Origin of the sequence: Flagellimonas myxillae (genome assembly GCF_023502235.1) — a bacterium.
Classification (GTDB): domain Bacteria; phylum Bacteroidota; class Bacteroidia; order Flavobacteriales; family Flavobacteriaceae; genus Flagellimonas; species Flagellimonas myxillae.
Genome location: NZ_JAMFLY010000001.1, coordinates 1519494 through 1542960 on the forward strand (window position 1 = coordinate 1519494; position 23467 = coordinate 1542960).

A 23467-nucleotide genomic window follows, 5' to 3' on the forward strand; every position below is an offset into this window, starting at 1 on the left:
TTGAAATATTATTTTTGGGGAATATTAAATTCTAAGGTTAATTCCTTGTCAACAAAACTACCGTTGAGGTAATCAATATGGAAAGTATGGATACCGCAAGTGTTGCCCTTTGATCAAAATTGGACGCGGTTTTTCCTGATTCGTTGGGCTCAACGTATACCACATCGTTCTGGGTAAGGTAATACACCGGTGATTTTAATGCATCCTTATTGTTAAGGTTGATTCTGTTATAGACCTTGGTTCCATCAAAATCCCTGATTACCATAATATTATCTCTCCGACCTTTAATATTGATGTCACCCGCTAGACCTAAGGCTTCCATGATGTTGATTTTTTCACCATTCACCTCATAGGTGCCCGGTCTGTTTACAGATCCCAACACGGTTACCGTAAAGTTTCGAATTCTAATGTTTATAATAGGATTTTTAAGATAATCCGCAAGTTTCTCCCTCAACAGGTTTTGTGTTTCCGAGGGAGACAGCCCAACTACCCTAACTTTGCCAATCACCGGAAAGTCTATTTCACCATTTTTGTCTACCAGATAGTTCACTTGTTCGGGTCTGATCCCGCCTTCACCTGCTCCCCTAAACAAATTGAAAGGGGCACTGGCTTCTGGATCCAAGGTGGAAACATGGATACTGATCAAGTCATCAACTTTAAATTTCGTGGTAAATGCATTGTCATCCACAAGGGTTTCAAATTGGCTGGCATCCTCAAAATATACCACACCCTTCTGGGGTCCGCAGGAAAAAAGCATTAGTGTCATAACGGACAGACACACTAATTTAAAATTTAATCTCATAAAATGTAAGTGTTTAGCTATTGAGTTGTGCAATTTCCGACTTGGAAATTTTCTTTTGTTCTGGTTGTTGCTTGTCATCATCCAATTTACAAAAATCGGAATTGTTGGAGATATACTCCGGAACAATACTTTTCATGAGTTGTACAACATTATCCTTAAAGAAAAGATTGGAAATGCACAATTCGTCTATCATGGTTCGGGTCTTGGTGTAGTCTATGTCCCTTACCTTACTGATCATAATTTTATCATGATAGGTAGGAAGCGTGTTCTCCCCATTGGCTAATAGCTCTTCATACAGTTTTTCGCCTGGACGTAGCCCAGTTATTTTAATGTCGATATCATCTGGATAATGAAGACCAGATAACCTGATCATATTTTTCGCCAAATCTAGGATCTTGACCGATTCACCCATATCAAATATGAAAATCTCCCCTCCTTTACCCATGGCACCAGCTTCCAACACCAATTGGGAAGCCTCTGGAATGGTCATAAAATACCGGGTAATGTCCTTATGTGTTACGGTCAATGGCCCGCCCTTTTCTATTTGCTTTCTAAATAAAGGTATTACAGACCCATTTGATCCAAGTACATTGCCAAAACGGGTAGTTACAAATTTGGTCTTCCCCTCTTGTTGCCTACTGCTAATATACATTTCGGCAATACGTTTGGTGGCACCCATTACATTCGTGGGGTTAACCGCTTTATCCGTGGAAACGAACACCATCTTTTCGACTTCATTTTCGATGGCAAGATCCACTAAGGTTTTTGTTCCGGCAACGTTGATTTTTACAGCTTCATACGGATTGCACTCCATAAGCGGAACATGCTTGTAAGCAGCTGCATGGAAAATCCTGTCAGGCTTGTATTCCTCAAATAGGACACGCATTTTGTTCTTGTCCCTAATATCACTTACGATAGGGATAAAATTAAAAAAGCCGGCCTGTTTCAACTCCTGTTGCAAGTCATACAGGGCAGATTCCGCTTGGTCAATAATAACCAAGGTGGTGTAATTGTATTTACATATCTGACGAACCAGTTCGCTACCTATTGATCCCGCCCCTCCGGTAACCATGATCACCTTATCCTCAAAATCGCGCATCACTTTGCTATTCTTGATTTTGATTGGTGGCCTATCCAATAAATCTTCTATTTGAACCCGTTTAATCTGTGAAACCTTAAGTTCGCCATTGATCCAATCCTCTACAGGGGGAACAATTTTCACATTAACTGGAAGATCCACAATTTCGTTGACCAAGGTCCTCAATTGCTTAGGTCCAATATTTTGGATTGAAAAGATTATTTCAGAGATGTTGTTGAATCTTACAAAATCTTGGGTGAGTACAGATTTGTCGTAAACTTTTACCCCATTGATCTGCTTCCCAACTTTTTGAAGGTTATTGTCTACAAATCCCACTACCTTGACCTTCATCTTGGAGTGATTGGTAAGGGTATTGTATGTAATAATTCCAGATTCACCAGCTCCATAAACCATTAAATGCTTTGTAGGCACTTCATTGCTCTTAATCAGGCTCTCATAACATATTTTAAAAACGTACCTGGATGCTGTAAGCGTAAGGAAAGTGAGCAAACTGTTAATTATTATAATGGAATTGGGCACTGTAAAGCCCTCTATCACATTAAAATATTTATTCAGGAGTATCGTGATTATAGTACCAATACTGGCCAAACAAATGGCATTAAAAATGGCATACACATCCTTGATCCCTGTATGCCTGACCACTCCCTTGTAACTACCAGAAATCAAGAAAGCACCCAAAAAGAGGGTAATTACAATAGGTAGCTGCGTCCAAAGTCTTTGGACATCGAAATTAAAGCTGAGATTAAACCTAATAAAATAGGCTAGGACAAATGAAACGGCAACGATGCACAAATCAATGAACAATACCGTCCATTTGGATGCATAGTGCTTATCATTATCAAAAATGTATTTCTTTATCATTTAAGTAGGTTATTTATGATATTGGTTATTCTGGTCAAATCTTCGAGTTCCAAATTGGAACCACTTGGTAGGCACAACCCTCGGTTGAACAAATCTTCACTTACTCCATTTGTATAACTAACAGCATCTTCGAATACAGGTTGTAGGTGCATAGGTTTCCATAGGGGCCTTGATTCGATGTTCTCATCGCCTAGGGCCAATCTAATTTTTTCCCTCATTTCAAAGGAAGGGGTCAAAATAGTGGTCAACCATCTATTGGAATAAAAGCCTGATGGCTCTTCCAAAAGTTCAATTCCCTGGGTATTATTCAAGTTTTCCTTATAAAAAAAATAGTTGCGTCTTCTGGCTGCGACACGCTCGGGAAGCACTTCCATCTGTCCTCTTCCGATTCCCGCCAATACATTACTCATCCTATAATTGTAACCAATATGGGAGTGTTGGTAATGAGGCGCATTGTCCCTTGCCTGGGTTGCCAAAAAAACAGCCTTGTCTTTGGTATCCGCATCCTTGCAAAGAAGGGCCCCACCGCCAGAGGTTGTGATAATCTTATTGCCATTGAACGATAATATGGCCAAATCACCAAAACTGCCGCAATTGACTCCTTGATATCTGCTTCCCAAGGCTTCCGCACTATCCTCAATTACAGGAATATCATAAATTTTGGAAATGTCCATAACCTCGTTGATCATATAGGGCATTCCATATAAATGTACTGCGATAATGGCTTTGGGTTTTTTGCCAAGTTTAATGCGCTCCTTTATCGCTTTTTCCAAAAGTTCGGGTGAAATATTCCACGTATCCGTCTCACTATCGATAAAAATTGGCTTGGCCCCCAAATAGGTAATGGGGTTTGCCGAGGCGGCGAATGTAAAGCTTTGGCACAGCACCTCATCATCTGCTCCAACCCCTAGCAACTCTAATGCTAGGTGAAGTGCACCGGTTCCAGAACTTAAGCAGGCCACATGCACGTCGTTGCCTACGAAGGTTTCAATATCCCGCTCAAAACCACTTACATTTGGTCCCAAAGGGGCAATCCAATTGGTTTCAAAAGCTTCCTGCACGTAGTTTTGTTCCGTACCTCCCATGTGGGGTGATGAGAGCCAAATTTTCTTTTGCACGCTGGTTTCCATGTATTGTTGTTGGAAATTTATACTAAAGTACTTTTTATGCTATGATCCAACGAAAATCAATTTGACTATTCGTCCTATGCGCCAAATACTCGATAAATTGAATCTTCTTGGAAATCGATGCGTTATTCCTACCTATTACCCATGTAACTCATCGAGTGTATTTTAGATAGTTAAAACTACTAAGAAATAGCCCTCACGTTTTTAAAAGTTGTGAACAGCCACGGGCAGGATTTGTGGTTAAAAAACTTGTCCAAGCTCACAACGGAACTGGATTTTTTGCTATACTTGACCCCATCAAAGCGTTGTGGATAACCGCCAATATTTTGGGTTGGATTTACGGTAATTCCCTGAGAATACACAAAAATAAGCGAATGAAAATATTGGTAACTGGTGCGGCTGGTTTTATAGGATTCCACACATGTAAAAACCTTCTAGTAAATGGCCATGATGTTGTTGGGTTGGACAACATCAACGACTACTATGATGTGAACCTAAAATATGGCAGGCTCGCGGAGTTGGGTATTGCATCAGACAGCGCTTCGATAGAAAACCAGATTGCACAAAGTTCCAAATTTCCAAAATTCAAATTTGTTAGAATGTCCCTGGAAGACAGGGAGCGGTTGCCCAAACTTTTTGAGATGGAAGGGTTCAACGTTGTTTGTAATCTCGCTGCCCAAGCGGGAGTGAGATATAGTTTGGAAAATCCAGAAAGTTATGTAGATAGCAATGTAGTCGGTTTTCTAAATGTCCTTGAAGCATGTAGAAACCATAAGGTAGAGCACTTGGTTTATGCAAGCAGTTCTAGCGTTTATGGGATGAACAAGGAAGCGCCATTTAAAGTATCCCATGTAGTCGACAAACCTATAAGTCTTTATGCCGCGTCAAAAAAAAGTAACGAGCTCATGGCATATACCTATAGCCATCTATTCGGTATTCGAACCACCGGGCTTCGTTTCTTTACCGTTTATGGACCTTGGGGCCGTCCAGACATGGCCATGTTCCTATTTACTAAGGCTATGTTGAACCAAAAACCTATCAATGTGTTCAACAATGGTGAACTGGAGAGAGACTTTACCTATATAGACGATATTGTGGAAGGTGTGGTCAGAATTGTGCAGGATGACCATACTGCGGCATATACTTCGGAAGAATTATACCATTTATACAATATAGGAAACAGCAAGGCAGTTAAACTGCTGGATTTTATTGAAGAAATTGAGAAAAATCTTGGCCTTACCGCTTCAAAAATAATGTTGCCAATGCAACCCGGGGATGTTTCCAAAACCTGGGCCGATGTAACCGATCTAGAGCGGGATTACCGCTATCGGCCAAACACTACAATTGGAAATGGGGTCAAACAATTTATAGATTGGTACAGAGCATACTATAACCTCTAAGTAAAAAAAGGCAGATTCACCTAGTTCAATCTTCTTTTAATAATACCACACTTACAGTTCATCCATTTTATAAAAAGTTCGTCTAGATCCCAACAAAGATTCAATACTTTATCGCATCTTTGCCAAGAATTTTATATAACTGAAAAAGTTAGCAGCGATAAAGCTTAGGATTTATGAAAATTACAATAGTTGGTACTGGATATGTTGGTTTGGTAACCGGAACTTGTTTTGCTGAAATGGGCAATTCCGTAACATGCGTGGATATTGACGAGCAAAAGATTGAAAACCTAAAAAATGGGATAATCCCCATATACGAACCTGGTTTGGAAGCCATGGTAAAAAGAAATGTGGTTAACAATACCTTGAATTTTCATACCCAACTAAAGGAATGCCTAGACCATTGCGATATGGCATTTATCGCCGTAGGAACCCCAATGGGTGAAGACGGTTCTGCCGACTTACAATATGTACTTCAAGTTGCAAAAGAAATAGGCCAATATATGACCTCTCCGCTCATTGTAGTGGATAAATCCACTGTTCCTGTTGGAACGGCAGATAAAGTACAGGCCACCATTAAAGGAGAACTGGAAAAAAGAGGAGAAAACATTGAATTTCATGTAGTTTCAAACCCGGAATTTTTGAAGGAAGGGGATGCGATAAGTGATTTTATGAAACCGGATCGTGTCGTGGTCGGGACAGAACATAAGGAAACTGCAGAAGCCATGCGAAGACTTTATGCCCCATTCTTTAGAAGCAGCATGGACCGAATGTTGGTTATGGATGTGCGCTCAGCCGAGATGACCAAATATGTTGCCAACGCCATGTTAGCGACCAAAATCTCATTCATGAACGAAGTATCCAATATCTGTGAACGTGTTGGTGCGGATGTTAACAAAGTGAGAATCGGTATTGGCTCGGATAGCAGAATTGGGTATAGTTTTATTTATCCCGGCAGTGGTTATGGCGGGTCATGTTTTCCAAAAGATGTAAAAGCTCTTAAAAAAACGGCCGAACAGAATGGCTATAACGCCCAGTTACTCAACGCTGTTGAAGATGTCAACGACCGACAAAAATTCGTGATTGCAGACAAGGTGATTGCCCATTATGGAGAAGATTTATCCGGCAAGACCTTTGCGATTTGGGGACTCTCCTTCAAGCCTGGTACGGACGATATGCGCGAAGCCCCGTCTATCTATATCATCAAAAAATTGACGGCCTTAGGGGCCAAAATTCAGGCTTATGATCCAAAGGCGGTTCATGAGGCACAAACCTATTATCTAAAGGATATTGACGGCATTACTTATGCGAACAGCAAATATGAGGCCCTTCAAGGTGCAGATGCCCTATTACTGTTGACTGAGTGGAAAGAGTTCCGATCGCCCGATTTTATGGAGGTGCAAAATGCGCTTAAGGAGCCCTTAATTTTTGATGGCCGTAACCAATTCGATGATGAGCGGCTTAAACAATTAGGGTTTACCTATTATCAGATTGGGAAAAACGGCGCTGCATAGCAATACCCTAGTTAACATTCTGTAGCTCTGTCTTATATAAAAATAACAGCTCGTTTGGTGGTTTGGATGCGGCATATCCATCTATTCGTACAGATGGGCGTGTTTTGTTCCCAACTATGAAAACAATTTCACTATTTTGGGATTCGAAATAAAACCGAAGGTATGATCAGAAAGATAAATAAGCTCATCGTTCAATCCCCTTTACACAAAACTGCATTAAAGCTACATGCAAATAAAATCTATAGAAGTTGGTCCAAGGAAAACTCCAGAATTTTAGGACATAAAACCATATACAGTATTTCGCCCTACAAAACCGGGACTACTTTTTTGGCCAGCTGTTTTGATTACGAAATATCCCGTCACGAACCCATTCACCATGCCTCCGTAAAAAAAATAGGACAGGATTTTGATGGTTACTTTGTCAGGCGACTGAATTCCCTTAACCTCAAACTTGAAGCCTCTGGATTTTGGTCGGCTTATATTGATCAACTGGCAGCACATCCCATAGGCAAAGAGCTTACATACATTTGTGTTTTGCGTAAACCTTGTTCTTGGGCAACTTCGGTGGTCAACCACTGGTACCAGGTGAAAAAATATGGACAACATTATTTTTGGACCAACGAATTGTACTGGAAAAAAATCGTTGGGGTGGATTTGGCCAACTTTTTTGAATATTCTGAGGAAGAAAAATTAGAGGTAGTTTCCAAATTGATCAAATTCTACATGTCATTTACAGAAAAGACCGCCAAGCTTGAAAATGTACATTATGTATGGATCAAGGATCTTCAAAATTTTGTTCCTACCCTGGAACAACTTATGGAAGAGGAAGCAAAACTTGAAAAATCAGAAAAAAATACAGGGTTGTTGCGCCAGTACACCTATGAGAACAACGAAATTGATGAGTCTTATATGGATTTGGTGAACTCGCTGGTGAAAAACCAAGTGAAATCCTAAAATCTGCTAACTTTCCCGAATCGGTCTAACCTCTAGCATTTTGTCCTTGCCCACTACAAAATAGGTGTCCAATTCCCCATTTTCGTATACGGTAATGTCTTGTATATGTTCCCTACTCTTATATAAAAATCCAAAAACAAATTTTCTTAAAAAGGCATACTTTTTCTCATCTAAATTGATGGGAGTTACCGTGTTCGCTTGGAAAGCTTCCACCGTATTGTCCACTAATTCGTATTGTTCCATATCCGGATTTTCTTTACTGACATTGGGGTTTAGCTTAAACTTGAAATTGTGGTAAATGGAATGAATTTGTTTTTCCCTCAAGAACTGCTTTAACCTAAAAAATGAAGCAATCCCAAATGCCATGGAGGCAGAAATTACAGATCTAGGGTTATAGAGCAAATGGTATTCAAAGGAATATTTTAAATCGCTAATACGTTCTTTTTCCCCATAATCCCCTTTGGAGGAATCGAATATTTCCATTCCGTTCTCAATGCTCCATTCCACCATTTTAAGCGTCAAATAATTACCAAGCGCAAATTTGTGGTAATCCGTATCAAAAACTGGAATAGCCCCCGAAACAATACCATTGAAACAGATGCTCAAATAAATTCCAATAGGTTTTTCATTTTCATAAGTGACCAAGAGGACGGCTTCCTTATTTAAAATCATGGGATAGATCAATTCCCTAAAATAGTCCCATTTATGTAAGATGTGATATTCGGTCTTTTTTTCCCTAAACCTTTTTACCAACAGATCATGGAAGGTATCGATCATTGCGTCATAAGTCTCTTTAGCAATATCCCCAAAGTACACTTCAGTTTTGATGTTAAAGCTGCCCTTAAGGCCTTTGACGCGTCTTCTGAGGACATTTCTTCTTGAAGAATTGTATTTGGCTAGAATAAAGTCGTCCAAGGTGGAATAATCCTTTAGGTAGGTCAAATATCCATTGTACTGCCTAACCTTGATAACCTTCAATTTCTTTACTCCTTTAACTTCTGGTACGTTGAAGTAAGTTGGTATATCCCTAACCAAAAACACATGATTTGAACCCCTAACCTTATCCTCGTCAATCGTATAATAAAATCCTTTGGTGAGGTTTCTACCAATGTTTACATACAAGGGATATTTTTTTGACTTGTAAAAATTAACGCCTTGAATAAAATCAAATCGTTTTGCAGTGGTAGAAGAATCCTGGAAATGCTTGAGCCAAATTTCGGCAAATTGGTCAGTATTAAAAGGACTGTTGATCATGGCTAGGTTTCAAATTTCATTGAATATAACGATAAACAACGTAATATGGGAAATCTATATATTAAGCAACTATGGACTTTGAAATGGGTTTTGAGCCCTATACATGCTGGATTACCGTATTATATGCATGACCGGGCGTAAGGTTATTGATCATATAATCGTACCCGTTCTGCCCTAATTTCTCACGTAATTTCGCGTCGCTGTACAATTTCAACAAGTTTTCCTTAAATGCTTCCGTATCCCCGGCTTCCGACCATAACCCACAGTTAATCTCCTCCTGGAATCGTCCAAAATCGGTATTGACATCCACCGAGGCCAACACTGGTTTTTTAAATTGATAGTAGGACAACACTTTGGAAGGATAGTTCGGAATGGTGAAATCCTCATGCAGCGAAATAAGGCCAATATCAGCCACTCTTAACAGCGCATTGTAATCACTCTTGGGAAGGTGTTCTTTAAGTATAACATTGTTAAGCTTGGAATCAGCTATCATCTTGGCGATTTTCTTTTGTTGTGACCCTCTACCAACAAGATAGAACACCAAGTCTTCAATCTCTCGGCAACGCTTTGCCAATTCAATTACATTTTCTAGCTTTTGGGGTAGTCCCATATTGCCTCCAAAAATCGCTACTACTTTATTTTCTAGACCAAAATGCTCCTTGCCTACTCCATTATCCACTTCTTTAATATCCCTAACATCCGCCCAATTGGGCAACAAGTGAAGTTTTCCATGATCAAGGTATGGATTGTGCTCCTTAACATATTCAACGTTTGCCGGAGACATGCAACCAATACTATCGGCAGTTTGGTACAGTTTCACCTCCTTTTTCCTAAAATAGGAATGAATAAAACTGTTGGCCTTCATCATTTTGAGGTCAATGGCATTTTGGGGGAAGATATCCCGTAAAATCAGGTATAGCTTGCCCCGTGTTTTCTTTTTCAGCCAGAAAGCAACATCGATTAGGGTGATAGGTGGGGTTGGCATAAATATTAAGTCAAAATCCAACGCTACCTTGTGTTTTTTAAGCGCTCTTTTATACAAATACGGAAGCATTAGATTGGATATCCCCTTTATGACCTTGTTATTGCCATATAACTCCAACGAAGGAACTCTAAGAACCTTCAATCCGCCTTCCAAACAAATTTTAGAACGTCTGATTGTGTTGTCTCCCGCAATTACAAAAACATCGTGACCATTATAATGGTATTCCAACATCAAATTGGAATAGAGAAACCTACGTTCCTCTACATTGGGAAATCCCAAAGCAACAAAAATGACCTTTTTTACTTCTGCCATACCACCCGGTTTACGTAGTCAACATAAGAGATAATTATTCTAACCACCTTCTCACTTACGTTGGGCATGCTGTAATCGGATACTTCCCTAAAATTGCGTTCCGGGCTTCTCTTTTGGACCTCAACGGCCTTTAGCCCTTGCAAAATTCGCTCCGGATTAAGTCCTACCATCATCACGGAAGCTTCTTCCATTGCTTCCGGACGTTCGTGGGCTTCCCTGATGTTCAAGGCCCTAAAATTTAAGATCGAAGATTCCTCAGAAATGGTTCCACTATCCGATAGCACCGCAAAAGAATTGACCTGTAAGGCATTATAATCGGAAAAACCGAGAGGTTTCAAAAATTGAATGTTCCTGTGTGTTTTCACATTTTTGGAATCCAACATATTCCTTGTCCTGGGATGTGTGGACACGATTACCGGATAATTATAGGTCTCAGCAATTTGATTCAAGGACTCAATTAGGCCTTCAAAGTTCTTTGGGTTATTGATATTTTCCTCCCTATGCGACGAAACCACAAAGTACTTTTCCTTTTCAAGCCCCAAATCCTTTAAAACGGGCGAAGCTTCAATTTTTTCACGGAATTGGTGCAGTACCTCATACATGGGGCTACCTGTTTTTATAACCCTGTCCGGGGAAAGGCCTTCCCTAAGCAGATATTCTCTTGCAATATCACTATAAGTAAGGTTGATGTCCGCTACATGGTCCACAATTTTCCTGTTGGTCTCTTCAGGGACCCTTTGATCAAAGCACCGGTTTCCTGCTTCCATGTGGAACACGGGAATCTTTCTTTTTTTGGCGGGAATGGCACACAGACATGAATTTGTATCTCCGAGGACCAAAAAAGCGTCTGGATCAATCTGTTCCAAGAGCGGATCAATGGAAATCAATATGTTACCGACCGTTTCTGTAGCATTTTTTCCAGCTGCATTAAGAAAATGGTCCGGTTTCCGAATACCGAAATCCTCAAAAAATATCTCGTTGAGCTCATAGTCATAATTCTGACCTGTATGAACCAAGGTGTGGTCTATGGCTTCGTTGGCATCTAATGCGTTCAACACGCAGGCCAGTCGAATAATTTCAGGCCGGGTTCCGACTACGGTCAATACTTTTAGCTTCTTCAATGGTCTTAATTTAGGTTTGTCATTCTACGTTTTCAAAATAGGTGTCGGCATCCTCTGGATTGTAAGGTTCATTGATCCAAAACAAGGTAATCAATTCCTCATCGCCGATATTGGTAATATTATGAGTATACCAGATGGGCATATCGACATAGGCCGGTTGCGATCCGTCCAACTCATAATTTATCACCTTATCCGTTCCGATTTTCCGCAATTGGATTCTTGCCTTCCCACTAATTACCGCAAATCTTTCTGCCTTTCTGGTGTGGAAGTGATTCCCACGTGTAATCCCAGGCACTGTTGTGGAAAAAGAGAATTGCCCGGAGGTCTCCGTTCTTGCAATTTCCACAAAACTACCCCTAGGGTCGGTATGTTTGGTATACTTTACCGGATAATGGGATTCTGGGATATAACATCTAAAGGTGTTGAACAAAGATTTCTCAAAATGATCCTCCAAGCTTGGAAAAATGCCATTGAGCATATAATCCGATTTAAACTTGTTCAGGAGTCCCAATATTCTGGACACTTTTACAAAGTGGTTGGGAGCAATGTCCACTTCAAAACTATTTGTGCCCAATGTAGTGGTTTGCTGTTCTCCAAAAATGGTATCAACGAACACTTTTACCAAATCGTTGATATAAATAAGCCCAACCTCACCATCATTGATAATGGTAGGTTCTTCATTATGGGCCACCTTATGACAAAACGTTGCCACCACAGAATTGTAGTTCGGTTTTCCAAACGGACCAAACACATTGGGGATGGTCAGCGATGTGAATTTTCCATCTGTGCTTGCTGCCCATGCCATCATCTTTTCCTTGCCTTCTTTCTTGGATTTTCCATAAAGGTTGTCCCTATTTTCTTGGGACGAGGAAGAAAAGATAATATGCGGAGTGGACTTGGAATCCTTACAGGCCGTAATTAATTCCTCAACCAATTTTAGGTTGGTGTTATAGATTACGTTTTGGTCTTCATGCCGGTTCATCGCAGCTAGATGTACCACCGTATCACAGTTGGACACAAATTTACGCATGGCCTCCGAATCTTCAAAATATGAACGTTCGAAAGGAATCAGCTCAACATCTTCCCTTAAGCTAAGGGTAGTATACAAATGGCTGCCCACAAAGCCTGCCTGTCCTGTTATTCCAATTTTCTGTTTTTCCATTTTGCTTACCATTCTGCAGACCATTTTTCCGAGGGAAATCGGAAATCGTCCGCTGCCGATTCCTGCAATCCGAAATTTGAAAAAACCTGAAGCCTGGAATCTTCCGAAGAAGCCTTAATTCCCGTGGCATATCCCCCTGGCACCTCTAAAATGGCCGGAGTTTTCGAGTTTAATTCAATTTTTTTGGAAACCAATTGGTCCGAAGGGTTTATAAAGTTGTCTATTTTAACCAAGTTGATCACAAAGGTGCCGGACAAACAATAGAACCATTTTTTCTCGTGTTGATGGCCCTGCCATGCCCTAATTACATCTTGGCTTTTGGGGGAAATTTCGTAAAATCGAACTATTTGGGCCATATCAAAGGAGTTAACAAAACGCAAAGTTCCACGTTCGTCTTCAAAAACATCCCCTGTGATTAGGCCATAATCCGTCATTATAAATTTTCTTTGATGAAATCGAGTCCCAATAGTGTCTTTTCAAGCTCTTCGTCATTCAAGTGTTTGGTATTATGCGAATGATAATCTTCAATGGCACTAATATCGGTTTCACCAACTGAAAAGTATCTGCTGTAGTTCAGATCCCTGTTATCGGCTGGAATGCGATAAAAATCACCCATGTCAACAGCTTTTTGCATTTCCTCACGGGTACACAAGGTTTCATACAACTTTTCGCCGTGGCGGGTTCCAATTACCTTGATTTCATTATTGGATTTAAAAAGGTTCCTTACCGCCTTTGCTAAGTCTCCAATGGTACTTGCGGGGGCTTTATTTACAAACAGGTCTCCTTGGTTTCCATGCTCAAAGGCGAATAACACCAAGTCCACTGCATCTTCCAAAGACATAAGAAAACGGGTCATATTCGGGTCGGTGACCGTTATAGGATTTCCTTCCTTTATCTGGTTTACAAACAGAGGAATTACTGACCCCCGAGAAGCCATCACATTACCATATCGCGTTAGGCAAACTGTTGTGGAACCTTCTGGGATATTTCTCGAAGCTGCCACAGCAACTTTTTCCATCAAGGCCTTGCTAATTCCCATGGCGTTAATGGGATACGCGGCTTTGTCCGTGCTCAGACAGATAATTTTCCCAACATTGTTCGCCACAGCGGCATCGATGGTGTTTTGAGTACCAAAGACGTTGGTTTTGGCAGCTTCAATGGGAAAAAATTCGCAAGAAGGAACCTGTTTTAGCGCGGCAGCATGGAAAACATAATCCACACCGTTCATAGCATGGTGGATACTGTTGTAATCCCTAACGTCCCCAATGTAAAACTTGATCTTAGGGTTTTTCAAACGGGTACGCATATCATCCTGTTTCTTCTCGTCCCGGCTAAATATGCGAATCTCGCCAATATCAGTTTGAAGGAATCGATCCAGAACCGCATTTCCAAACGATCCCGTTCCCCCAGTAATTAGTAGTGTTTTGCCTTTAAACATATTTTTATTTTTTATTAGGCAACAAAGTATCCTTTGTCCAATCTTTTTATATTTTCATGATATCCCCTCAATTTTTGAACGTCTAATTCATTCAAAAAATTGGAGATGGAATCGTAATCTGTATCAATAGTCCATCCCATATTTTGTTTCAATACCCTTTCCCCAACGTAAGTTTTGGTAGCACACACTATGGGAATATTAAAAAAACCAGATTCATAAAACTTGTTAGGCATGGCAACCTGTTCGTTTTCCGATGCATTGTTGTACACAACAAAATTCAGGTTGTTTTCACCATAAATTCGCTCCAAGTCATCAGGATTTTTGAATGGTCCGTGATAACTTATATTTGGGTTGGATGCCGTGGCCTGATTTATTGTCTCTATCAACTTTCCATGGGTGGCTCCATAAAAATTAAGCACCAAATTGGGATTGTTGTTGACCGAGGAAATCAGATGTTCGATGATCTTGGCATATCTAAACGCTCCTATATAGGCAATCCGAACCTTATCGTCCCGCATTTCCGAAATTGGCTGAACCTTCCCGTAGGTCTCCAATTTGTTTTCGGCAATGACTACCTGTTCTTCATTGACGGATTTGCTATAATAACCGTCATAAAAGCTCCGGGTGGTAAAAACAACCTTTCTGGATTTTCCGGCAAGCCAGTTGTCCATGAACCGCATTATTCCCTTTTTACCCTTTCTATCGTAAAGCCAGACGATGTCACTGATTTCATAGTCGATCTTTGCATTTACCAAAAAAGAGGCGAAAATTCTTAAATCCAATCCAAATACATAAACGCTTTTCTTACCAAAACCGTATTTGGCATAAAGTGTTTTCAATAATCGCAGGAAAGTGAAAATCCGTTCTAGATATCTGCCATTTTTTAATTGTCCAGCAACGGTAAGGGTAACGTTCTTGTTTTTGGCCAGTACTTCATGGTTTTCCACAGAATGTACATTTCGGGTAAAACCATAAACATGGACACTCTCGTATTCCTTTGCTTTTTGGTTTATCCTTTTAACGATCCGTGGCTGCTCCAATGATTGGGCCAAAACAATTAGGTTGCTTTTCATTGTAATGGGTTTTGCACCTATTTTGCCTCCAGAACCCCGCAGAAATCGATTATTCTCTTATCGGTATTCCTTGGTAAATCCTTGAATTCGTTGTGAGCTACCAGATATACTATGATATCTGCATTATCGAAAGCTTCCTTATAATTCGTGAGCTTAAATACGTTATGGGTATCGATGTTGGGCTCTACTATAAAGTACTCCTCATTGTTTACGTTCTGCAATACCTTTTGAACAATATATTTGGCCGGGGACTCCCTTAAATCATCGATATTGGGCTTAAAGGCCAATCCCATCAGGGCTACCCTAGGTTTATACCCATGCTCTAGTTCAAATTTCAGTTTTTCAGTTTGAACCTTTTCTGCACACCAGAAGGATTTGTAATTGTTTATCTCCCTAGCTGTACCAATGATTTTGGATTCCATAGGGTAATCCGATACAATAAAGTAGGGATCAACGGCAATACAGTGTCCTCCTACCCCACAACCAGGTTGAAGAATATTGACCCTAGGGTGTTTATTGGCCAAGGCTATAAGTTCCCAGACATTGATATCGGCCTTGTCACAAATCAAAGAAAGTTCGTTGGCAAAGGCAATCTGTACGTCACGGGATGAATTTTCAACCAATTTGCACATTTCTGCGGTACGAGCATTGGTATGGTGCAACTGCCCTTTTACATATTCACTATAGAATGCCACTGCTCGCTCGGTGGATTCCGTATCGATTCCTCCAATCACCCTATCGTTATGTACCAACTCATACATCACGTTGCCGGGAAGGACCCGTTCTGGACAGTAGGCCATGTAAATCTTACCTTCCAATTCCGGTCTTGAACCAAAAATAAGATCTTTCATTTTTTCCGTTGTTCCAATGGGCGAAGTAGACTCTATGATATATAGGTCTCCTTCTTTTAGTAAAGGCAAAATGGCCTTGGTGGCCGCTTCTACGTAGGAAATGTCCGGTTCGTTCTTTTCTTTGAAAGGTGTTGGTACCACAATAAGGTAGGCATCCCCCTCGGAAGGTTCAAGACTGGCTTTTAGAAACCCTTCCTTGACCGCTTTGGACACTGCTTCCTCTAAATCGGGCTCCACAATGTGAACCTTGCCTTGATTTATGGTATCCACAACCTTGGGGTTAACATCAACACCGTTTACCTCGGTTTTCTTTCCAGCAATAAGGGCTGCCGTGGGTAGGCCAATGTAGCCTAGACCCATCATAGTTACTTTTTTTGGCGTCACTATAATTGATTTTTCATGAATTCTACAATGCGTTCACAGGCCTTTCCATCCCCGTAAGGGTTGTGCAACCTACTCATACTCTTATATTTTTCGTCATCTGTCAACAAGGCTGTGGCCTCATTTATGATCTTGTCCGTATCGGTTCCGACCAAGATTACGGTACCAGCGTCAACTGCCTCCGGCCTTTCGGTAGTGTCCCGCATAACCAAAACTGGCTTGCCCAAACTCGGCGCCTCTTCTTGTACCCCTCCACTGTCGGTAATTACCAAATGACTTTCGTTCATTAACCAAACAAACTCTGGGTATGCCAGTGGATCGATCAATTTTATGTTTTCCATATCCCCCAATAGCTCGTAAACCGGTTTTTGCACCTTGGGATTTAAGTGTACGGGATATACAATTTCAACATCGTTGAACTTTTCCGCAATGGTTTTTAGCGCCTTGCAGATATTTATAAATCCTTGGCCATGGTTTTCACGTCTGTGGCCGGTCACAAGAATTAATCTTTTGCCCTCGGAAAGAATTGATTTTAAATTTTTCAGTTCTGGGGTATCCAAAGATTGGACCCGCTCCACACTCTCGTGCAATGCATCAATTACGGTATTCCCTGTAACCGTGATAGAATCTTGAACAACTCCCTCATTTGTTAGATTTTGGAATGAGGTCTGGGTAGGCGCAAAATGAAAATCGGCCACATGTCCAGTAACCCTTCGGTTAATTTCCTCCGGAAAGGGTGCCCATTTATTAAAGGTCCTTAAACCTGCCTCTACATGACAGACCCTTGCTCCTGAATAAAACCCCGCGATGCTTGACCCCATAGTGGTGGTGGTATCACCGTGAACATAGACAAAGTCCGGCTTGTAGGACTCCAAAACCTCTTGCAAACTGGTAATGATCGCGGCAGTAAGTCCATAGAGGTTCTGCCCCGGTTTCATCAAGTTAAGGTCGTAATCCGGTGTGATTTCGAAAAAATCCAAAACCTGATCCAACATTTCCCTATGCTGAGCAGTAACACAAACTTTGGTCTCAAAGTCCTTTGATTTTTGAAAAGTCTTGACCAAGGGTGCCATTTTAATGGCTTCTGGCCTTGTTCCGAAGATGATAAGATTTTTTTTAACCATTTATAAGCTCTTTCTTCTTTTGTACAATAAGTGATAATATAATTTGGGGAACAATACTTTTACATAACCAACCATCACAAAAAATGGGTATCTCAGGGGAAAATGCTTCCGCATGTGATAGGTTTGTGAAACAAAATCGAACCCGATTGGGTTGTATAACATTTTAAACCGCTCCTTTAAGGATAGTTTGAAAAACTTTTGATAGGGATCATTGTGGTCGTTGGTACACTCCCCAACAATACCTGGCATAACTAGGGAAGGAAGGTTCTTTTTGTTTGCTTTTAAGGTGTAATCATAGTCTGCCATTCCGTGCACATATCCTTCAGAGAGAATCCCCACATCATCCACAACATTTTTAGATACCCACATAATATTGGCATTTCCCAAATGACATGGTACGGGATGGTCCTTCGGTTGTATTCTCGATATTTTGGCTAGAAATCGATTCTTAAATAGAGATCCCCCGTAGGTCACTTTTTTGGTATCAGCATCAACAGTTGTACCTACATAAATTCCACCTTTGCCAAAATTCGACAAACAGAATTCGTGGGTCTTTGCCACAGCATCGAACAAATTTGGACTTACGTTGGTGTCGTCATTCAACAATAAATAAGCATCGTAATCCCCTTTGACCGCTTCACCCCAGGAATTTCTCATTCCTCCAGCCCAGTATAGGGACCCCGTTCCCTCCAAAATTTTGGCATCTGGGAAATTGGCAGCCACAGCTTCAGACGTTCCATCCGATGACCCATCGTCTGTAAGGTAAATGGACATCTCCCAATTATCCTCGGCCTTTTTATAGGCAGCCTCCAAGGCTGTAAGGGCTGCAACGGTTTTTTCCTTTCTGTTGAAACATGTAAGAAGTACAGCAAGTTTTTGCATAAAAGAGGTTAATGGTCCGTGGTTGAAATTTTCATGCTAATAACGCCGCAAAAATACAGTAAAGTATAGAAGGGGAAACATATTTTTGGACAACTCTATCCAATTACGGGATAATCGGTAGTATATTTTTTCACAGCCCCGATAAAAAAGCAAAAAACGGCAAAAAAATCAAACGTTCCCTCCATAATCGGCTCAACTGTGAACAATAGGGCAAAACAAATGGTGTAACACAGAATTTGGTTGTTAAGGGCATATGCCTTTTTATTTTTTTTGATTGCCTTTCTAGCAGCAAGGAATGCATTTGTTGTAAATCCTATGAGTAAGAAAAAGGACAAAAAACCACCAATCCTGAGCACATCAAACCATAAATTATGGGCATGTCCAAATTCATGTTCACTCCAACCCAAGGGCTTTACAAATAGATATTCCATGGATTTGACCCAACGTTCTGTTCTTCCCCCTCCAGATGCAAGGTCTCCAGAACCATTGTCTTCCATTCTACCAGCAAATGCGGACAACCAATCTTGGTCCAAATCAAAGCTGACCGTGCTTCCAATGTAAAATACAAGGCCAAAAAACATTGCAAACATAAACAGGTTTCTTCTCAAGGATTGCCGCGGCATAATATAGAACAAGGACATCAAAAGGGTAATCAAAAATATTCCCAACTGGGTTCTACTTCCAATCCGGAGAACACACACCACTGATATAACAAATAGCAATAGCAATAAAACCCGGACCACAAGGTTGACTTTTTTAATTTTTGGGACTAGCACTGCTGGGATACACATGATCAAGGCGAAGTAAGCCCCCATTTTGGTCGCCGGTGTAATCTGCCCGGTCCAATAGTTGGGTAAGTTCCTGTCTACCTCCGTAAAACCCAACTGATTTAATACGGTTACCACGGAGAGTATCCCTGTAATTGAAAAAACAATACTGGTCAGTAGCAACATCCAAATAAGCGTCGAATAATTTTTGGAAGTTTTTTCAACAAAATACTTACCCATAAGGTAGAAGGTGGATGGGACAAGCATATATATCACAATGAACTGCTTTCCTGCTAGTGGTTCGAACGAAAAAAAGGCGGCATAGGTTATGGAGAACAAGAAAAGCAGCAATAATCCAGTATCTAAATTCCTGACCAAAAATTCCCTGTGAATCACCATGAGAGCGGCCAATACGTATCCAATCATAATGTTTAATCCAAAAGGATTAAGCAAATACAGAAAGAACAGGGCCACAAAGGGTAATCCTATATTACGTATCTCTTTTACCACCGAGATTACTTTTTAAACAATTTATGGAACAAACGGGCGAATTTAGCTGTTAGCATGATCCAAAATAATCTTTTTACCACTTTAAACGGTATCTGTTTGAAATTATACGTCACTTTCCTTTCAAACGCTAAACTATGCGGATTCTTTTCACCTACCTCAGTATCATACAGAAAGATTTCATTTCCTTCCAATTCCCGTAAAATGTTGTCGTCGTGTGGTTTCAAGGATTTAGAAAAGGACTTAACAATTTTATAATCGAGCAGTTTTGTTGTAAGCAGGTACTTTTGGTTTTTATAGGGCTTATAACCATGAAGGTCGGTACAGAGTTGCTGGGATTCAATTCCCAGAACGCTATGGAGCACCAAGCTTTCATAAAAGGCGTCATAAACTGCAGTGGCCTCATTTAAACTGGAAAAGTTGTATTCCATGCCCTTTCGATAGTCCAGTGGTACTTGATAAATGGTACTATCGTTGCCCACATGCGTTCCTGCATCACTAAAATTGGTGGTCAAGGAAATTTTTGGGTATAGAAAATACTTGTCCTTTTCTATTAGATATGCAATGTTGTATTTGAGCCAGGATTTTGGCGACCAACTCCTTACATAAGCAGGTACATTGGAATCTGCATCAATATCCGGTTCTTTATTGTACCAATCCATAAAACCGGCCCACTGATCTTTGGACCAAGCTTGTCCCCAAGATGAAGCAAACTGAAAATACCAATTGTCAAACCCATCTTCCACCGGCATAAAATTGTCCCGGGAATGTACGTTTAGTTGATGGTTATAAAGCGAAACCCCGCCAATGGAAGAATCGGAAGATGAAAAATTCAAGGCCTGTTCCGTATAGGTATAATAGTTTGGGGAAACAAACAGATCATCTTCCAAAACGATCACGGCCCCATATTCCATACTTAGGCCACCACATTTTAATATGTGTTTGCGAAGTCCAAGATTGGTTTCTTGATACTGTACTTTTTTAGTGCCAAAATTCCATTCAAATGTAATAGCTAGTTCCAATACATCCTGATTGTTCTCTCCTTTATCAATGCTGATGATCAAGTCTATGTTTTTGTTGGGATAATGTGCCTCTGAAATGGATTTAAGCAATCTATTCAGGGATCTTGGCCTGTTGTAGGCCACAACGACTATAGGAATTTCCCTTTTATTTTCCATTGGCACCAACCTGATCTTTTAAGTCCTTAATAATCCTGAAATGGGCTGCATTTTGTTGAATCCAATCCCTTGGTTTGTCCCACCACTTTAAATCCATTAAAAAATCAATTTCCTCATCGGTAAACCTTTTTTTGATTGGCTTGGCGGGTACTCCACCAACAATAGTATAGGGTGCCACATCCTTTGTGACCAAAGCATTTGCCGCTACAATTGCCCCATCGCCTATTCTTACTCCATCCATTAAGGAGACATTGGCCCCAAGCCAAACATCATTCCCGATAGTGATGCTGTATCCATCCGTATGTGGTGTTGCAAATTCCTCAAAGTACTGTTTGTCCGAATAGGTAAATCCGACCGGGGTCTTCAAAGCAAAAAACGTCGGATGGGTGGATACAAAGGTGTTGGAGGGATGCTTTCCAAAAATGCAGTTCACCCTGGGACCTATGGAACAATACCTTCCAATGCTTGTCTTGGCCAGCTTGGCCCCTTCGGCAATATAGGAGGCATACCCAATTTTTGAAGATACAATGGCACTATTTTTACCAAAACCATTTTTGCCTTCACACTTCACGGAAAAACCAATAAAGGCATTTTTCTGATAGGTGATTCCTTTGGTTCGCTTCAAATAAAGTCTTCTAAAAAAAATAGCCGCCCTCGATAATATCGAGCTTGAAAGCACCCACTTTTTTAGCGTATTGGTCATGATTCAATTGTTTGGTAATTCGAACCCAAAATTTTTATGGACCAGCAGTTTATACTGTGACCATGTTCCTATTCAGTACTGCTTTGCCCCAAATGTATGGTGATAAATCTGACCAGCATTTTTGAGCAGCTGTAAAATTGTGGTTTTCCTTATTTACAATAGCAGTGATCTTATTTCGTAATTGTTCTGGATCTGACACCAATTCCGATTGGAGGAAAGAACTTGAATTGACCAAGTCCATGAACCATTCGGAAAGTTCGTTTTGCATCCAATCCACAATAGGAGAACTAAAGCCTATTTTGGATTTACGCCATGTTACCTCTTTTGGCAAAAACGGATCTAATGCATCACGTACAATTCTCTTGGTATATCCATTTCCAATTTTACTGGAATACGGCAGGGAATTTACAAAGCTTACAATTCTATGATCCATAAAGGGCATCCTAATCTCAACGCTGTTGATCATCGCGTAGCGATCATAGTTACGGAGCAAAGTGGGCAAGATATTTTCATGGAACATGGCATATAAATATTGGGCATGATTGTCCAACTTACCAAAGCTGCCGTGAGCATTGTCCACAGATGGCATTTTTTTGCCCAACACTTTTTTACCCATCTTTTTGATCATAAAATCCAAATAGAGCTTATAGTTGTTAACCCTATTGTACTGAACTTTGTCCTCGTTGATCGAACCTTGATAGATATCCAGGATATCCTTGGTATTCTTAAGGTTGAACTTCGCATCCCAAAGACTTTCCAAAGTTCCCTGTTGGTAACCACTCAACAACTCGTCCGCTCCATGACCGTCCAAGGTTACTGTAGTTCCATTCTCCTTAACTGCTCCGTAGAGCATGATCATTGGTAATGGGGAAGTTATATAGAGATCTTCAAAAAGATAGAAATACTCTTCTATTTTGTCCCAATGTTTTAGGGGTTCAATATCTATAAAGGTTGCTCCGATGCCCAAATGGTCAGTCACCATTTTAGCGTAATGCGATTCATCCAAAGGGGTACCTGGAAAGGACGCCACAAAGGCATGCTGCCAATCGTCCGAATAGCTATTGTTGTTTTTTGCCAAATTGGCCATGGCCCCGATGGTCGCACTGCTGTCCAAGCCACCGCTCAAAGCCGTTCCTATGGTAACATCCGACCGCATTCGCAGTTTGCAGGAATCCATGAACAATTCCCTAAAACGTTCTACTTGTTCTTCGTAGGTTTTTGGAACTTCGACCAAGTTATCTAGGGTGTTCCAGTACCTATTTAACTTTAGGTTACCATTTTTATAGTGTCCACTATGCCCCGCGGGAAATCTCTTTATTCCTTTAATAAGGCATTTTTCAGTGGCCTCATAAAAGAAGATGTTCTTTTTCATCCAATGGAAGTCTTCCGAAACTTCCAATCGCTCCATAAATGGAAAAATAGCCTTCATCTCGGAAGCAAAAACAAACTTCCCTCCTACTTCGGCATAAAATAGTGGCTTTTTACCATAACGGTCACGCGACATAAATAGGCTATTCTCTTCTGCATCCCAAATTGCCAAAGCCCACATTCCATTGAATTTAAGAACGCTGTCCTCTCCCCATTGTATGTATGCCTTGAGCAGTACTTCGGTATCTGAGGAAGACCTGAAACTATGGCCTAGTGCCTCCAACTCCTTCTGTATTTCCAAAAAGTTGTAAATCTCCCCATTAAAGATGATGGCATAACGTCTACTTTCATGGAACATAGGCTGATGTCCATTCTCCGAAAGATCTAAAATTGACAATCTTCGATGTCCCAGTGAAACTTTGTCAGCAATATTTTCTATGCCATAACTATCTGGGCCTCTATGGGTAAGCGTATCCAAAGCATGCTTAAAATGATTATGCTCTGTGGAAGGTACCGTTCCTAATATACCGCACATATTTTTACGTTTGTTTAGTGAGGGTCAATTAATTTTTTAACATGATGAAGGACAATGTTACAACTTCTTTTA

At 40.6% G+C, this 23467-nt stretch carries 20 protein-coding genes; 3 read left to right on the top strand and 17 right to left on the bottom strand.

Features of this window, described 5'->3' with window-relative positions; all coding sequences use genetic code 11:
• Positions 1-37: 37 nt before the first annotated feature.
• Genes M3P07_RS06960 through M3P07_RS06970 form a run of 3 tightly spaced genes read right to left on the bottom strand, consistent with a single transcriptional unit; the run spans position 38 to position 3892 of the window.
• Positions 38-802: a polysaccharide biosynthesis/export family protein gene (locus tag M3P07_RS06960; protein WP_249969174.1), complete on the bottom strand. Its 765-nt coding sequence runs from the start codon at positions 800-802 to the stop codon at positions 38-40.
• A 13-nt stretch (positions 803-815) separates the two neighbouring features.
• Positions 816-2762 (bottom strand): polysaccharide biosynthesis protein, encoded by a 1947-nt coding sequence (locus M3P07_RS06965; protein WP_249969175.1) that lies wholly within the window; start codon positions 2760-2762, stop codon positions 816-818.
• Positions 2759-3892, bottom strand: a complete 1134-nt coding sequence (locus tag M3P07_RS06970) for a DegT/DnrJ/EryC1/StrS family aminotransferase (protein ID WP_284042093.1) — start codon at positions 3890-3892, stop codon at positions 2759-2761. Before M3P07_RS06970 ends, M3P07_RS06965 begins: the two co-directional genes overlap by 4 nt.
• Positions 3893-4263: 371 nt before the next feature.
• On the opposite strand from M3P07_RS06970, the gene M3P07_RS06975 reads away from it, so the two are divergent.
• The 3 genes from M3P07_RS06975 (at position 4264) to M3P07_RS06985 (ending at position 7754) form a co-directional block, all read left to right on the top strand.
• On the top strand, positions 4264-5289 hold the full coding sequence (locus M3P07_RS06975) for an NAD-dependent epimerase (RefSeq protein ID WP_249969176.1): 1026 nt from the start codon (positions 4264-4266) through the stop codon (positions 5287-5289).
• Between the two features lie 173 nt (positions 5290-5462).
• The gene (locus M3P07_RS06980) at positions 5463-6800 is read left to right on the top strand and encodes a UDP-glucose dehydrogenase family protein (protein WP_249969177.1); all 1338 of its coding nucleotides are present in this window, start codon (positions 5463-5465) and stop codon (positions 6798-6800) included.
• Positions 6801-6962: 162 nt separating this feature from the next.
• Positions 6963-7754 (top strand): hypothetical protein, encoded by a 792-nt coding sequence (locus M3P07_RS06985; RefSeq protein WP_249969178.1) that lies wholly within the window; start codon positions 6963-6965, stop codon positions 7752-7754.
• A gap of 6 nt (positions 7755-7760) precedes the next feature.
• Here M3P07_RS06985 and M3P07_RS06990 read toward each other — a convergent pair whose 3' ends face one another.
• The 14 genes from M3P07_RS06990 to asnB form a co-directional block, all read right to left on the bottom strand.
• Entirely contained in the window at positions 7761-8876 is a 1116-nt protein-coding gene (locus tag M3P07_RS06990) for a GNAT family N-acetyltransferase (protein ID WP_249969179.1), read from the bottom strand.
• A 229-nt stretch (positions 8877-9105) separates the two neighbouring features.
• Positions 9106-10305 carry a glycosyltransferase family 4 protein gene (locus M3P07_RS06995; RefSeq protein ID WP_249969180.1) on the bottom strand — a complete coding sequence of 400 codons (1200 nt, stop codon included), beginning with the start codon at positions 10303-10305 and terminating at the stop codon, positions 9106-9108.
• Entirely contained in the window at positions 10293-11426 is a 1134-nt protein-coding gene (gene wecB, locus M3P07_RS07000) for a non-hydrolyzing UDP-N-acetylglucosamine 2-epimerase (RefSeq protein WP_249969181.1), read from the bottom strand. The genes M3P07_RS06995 and wecB (M3P07_RS07000) overlap by 13 nt, the downstream gene beginning before the upstream one ends.
• Before the next feature lie 19 nt (positions 11427-11445).
• Positions 11446-12588, bottom strand: a complete 1143-nt coding sequence (locus M3P07_RS07005; RefSeq protein ID WP_249969182.1) for a polysaccharide biosynthesis C-terminal domain-containing protein — start codon at positions 12586-12588, stop codon at positions 11446-11448.
• 5 nt (positions 12589-12593) lie between these two features.
• Positions 12594-13022: a cupin domain-containing protein gene (locus tag M3P07_RS07010; protein WP_249969183.1), complete on the bottom strand. Its 429-nt coding sequence runs from the start codon at positions 13020-13022 to the stop codon at positions 12594-12596.
• On the bottom strand, positions 13022-14026 hold the full coding sequence (locus tag M3P07_RS07015; RefSeq protein ID WP_249969184.1) for a polysaccharide biosynthesis protein: 1005 nt from the start codon (positions 14024-14026) through the stop codon (positions 13022-13024). The genes M3P07_RS07010 and M3P07_RS07015 overlap by 1 nt, the downstream gene beginning before the upstream one ends.
• 14 nt (positions 14027-14040) lie before the next feature.
• Positions 14041-15099 (bottom strand): glycosyltransferase family protein, encoded by a 1059-nt coding sequence (locus M3P07_RS07020; RefSeq protein ID WP_249969185.1) that lies wholly within the window; start codon positions 15097-15099, stop codon positions 14041-14043.
• Positions 15100-15116: 17 nt separating this feature from the next.
• On the bottom strand, positions 15117-16313 hold the full coding sequence (wecC, locus tag M3P07_RS07025) for a UDP-N-acetyl-D-mannosamine dehydrogenase (RefSeq protein ID WP_249969186.1): 1197 nt from the start codon (positions 16311-16313) through the stop codon (positions 15117-15119).
• Positions 16314-16333: 20 nt separating this feature from the next.
• Entirely contained in the window at positions 16334-17455 is a 1122-nt protein-coding gene (wecB, locus tag M3P07_RS07030) for a non-hydrolyzing UDP-N-acetylglucosamine 2-epimerase (protein WP_249969187.1), read from the bottom strand.
• The gene (locus M3P07_RS07035) at positions 17456-18337 is read right to left on the bottom strand and encodes a glycosyltransferase family 2 protein (protein WP_249969188.1); all 882 of its coding nucleotides are present in this window, start codon (positions 18335-18337) and stop codon (positions 17456-17458) included.
• A gap of 95 nt (positions 18338-18432) precedes the next feature.
• Positions 18433-19614, bottom strand: a complete 1182-nt coding sequence (locus M3P07_RS07040) for an O-antigen ligase family protein (protein WP_249969189.1) — start codon at positions 19612-19614, stop codon at positions 18433-18435.
• Between the two features lie 5 nt (positions 19615-19619).
• The gene (locus M3P07_RS07045) at positions 19620-20789 is read right to left on the bottom strand and encodes a glycosyltransferase family protein (protein ID WP_249969190.1); all 1170 of its coding nucleotides are present in this window, start codon (positions 20787-20789) and stop codon (positions 19620-19622) included.
• Positions 20779-21492, bottom strand: a complete 714-nt coding sequence (locus M3P07_RS07050; RefSeq protein ID WP_249969191.1) for a CatB-related O-acetyltransferase — start codon at positions 21490-21492, stop codon at positions 20779-20781. Before M3P07_RS07050 ends, M3P07_RS07045 begins: the two co-directional genes overlap by 11 nt.
• 49 nt (positions 21493-21541) lie before the next feature.
• Positions 21542-23395 carry an asparagine synthase (glutamine-hydrolyzing) gene (gene asnB, locus M3P07_RS07055; protein ID WP_249969192.1) on the bottom strand — a complete coding sequence of 618 codons (1854 nt, stop codon included), beginning with the start codon at positions 23393-23395 and terminating at the stop codon, positions 21542-21544.
• Between the last annotated feature and the right edge of the window lie 72 nt (positions 23396-23467).

Coding starts and splice junctions, on each gene's coding strand:
- M3P07_RS06960 (WP_249969174.1), bottom strand. CDS start 802: ATGAGATTAAATTTTAAATTAGTGTGTCTGTCCGTTATGACACTAATG.
- M3P07_RS06965 (WP_249969175.1), bottom strand. CDS start 2,762: ATGATAAAGAAATACATTTTTGATAATGATAAGCACTATGCATCCAAA.
- M3P07_RS06970 (WP_284042093.1), bottom strand. CDS start 3,892: ATGGAAACCAGCGTGCAAAAGAAAATTTGGCTCTCATCACCCCACATG.
- M3P07_RS06975 (WP_249969176.1), top strand. CDS start 4,264: ATGAAAATATTGGTAACTGGTGCGGCTGGTTTTATAGGATTCCACACA.
- M3P07_RS06980 (WP_249969177.1), top strand. CDS start 5,463: ATGAAAATTACAATAGTTGGTACTGGATATGTTGGTTTGGTAACCGGA.
- M3P07_RS06985 (WP_249969178.1), top strand. CDS start 6,963: ATGATCAGAAAGATAAATAAGCTCATCGTTCAATCCCCTTTACACAAA.
- M3P07_RS06995 (WP_249969180.1), bottom strand. CDS start 10,305: ATGGCAGAAGTAAAAAAGGTCATTTTTGTTGCTTTGGGATTTCCCAAT.
- M3P07_RS07005 (WP_249969182.1), bottom strand. CDS start 12,588: ATGGAAAAACAGAAAATTGGAATAACAGGACAGGCAGGCTTTGTGGGC.
- M3P07_RS07010 (WP_249969183.1), bottom strand. CDS start 13,022: ATGACGGATTATGGCCTAATCACAGGGGATGTTTTTGAAGACGAACGT.
- M3P07_RS07015 (WP_249969184.1), bottom strand. CDS start 14,026: ATGTTTAAAGGCAAAACACTACTAATTACTGGGGGAACGGGATCGTTT.
- M3P07_RS07020 (WP_249969185.1), bottom strand. CDS start 15,099: ATGAAAAGCAACCTAATTGTTTTGGCCCAATCATTGGAGCAGCCACGG.
- wecC (WP_249969186.1), bottom strand. CDS start 16,313: ATGATGGGTCTAGGCTACATTGGCCTACCCACGGCAGCCCTTATTGCT.
- wecB (WP_249969187.1), bottom strand. CDS start 17,455: ATGGTTAAAAAAAATCTTATCATCTTCGGAACAAGGCCAGAAGCCATT.
- M3P07_RS07035 (WP_249969188.1), bottom strand. CDS start 18,337: ATGCAAAAACTTGCTGTACTTCTTACATGTTTCAACAGAAAGGAAAAA.
- M3P07_RS07045 (WP_249969190.1), bottom strand. CDS start 20,789: ATGGAAAATAAAAGGGAAATTCCTATAGTCGTTGTGGCCTACAACAGG.
- M3P07_RS07050 (WP_249969191.1), bottom strand. CDS start 21,492: ATGACCAATACGCTAAAAAAGTGGGTGCTTTCAAGCTCGATATTATCG.
- asnB (WP_249969192.1), bottom strand. CDS start 23,395: ATGTGCGGTATATTAGGAACGGTACCTTCCACAGAGCATAATCATTTT.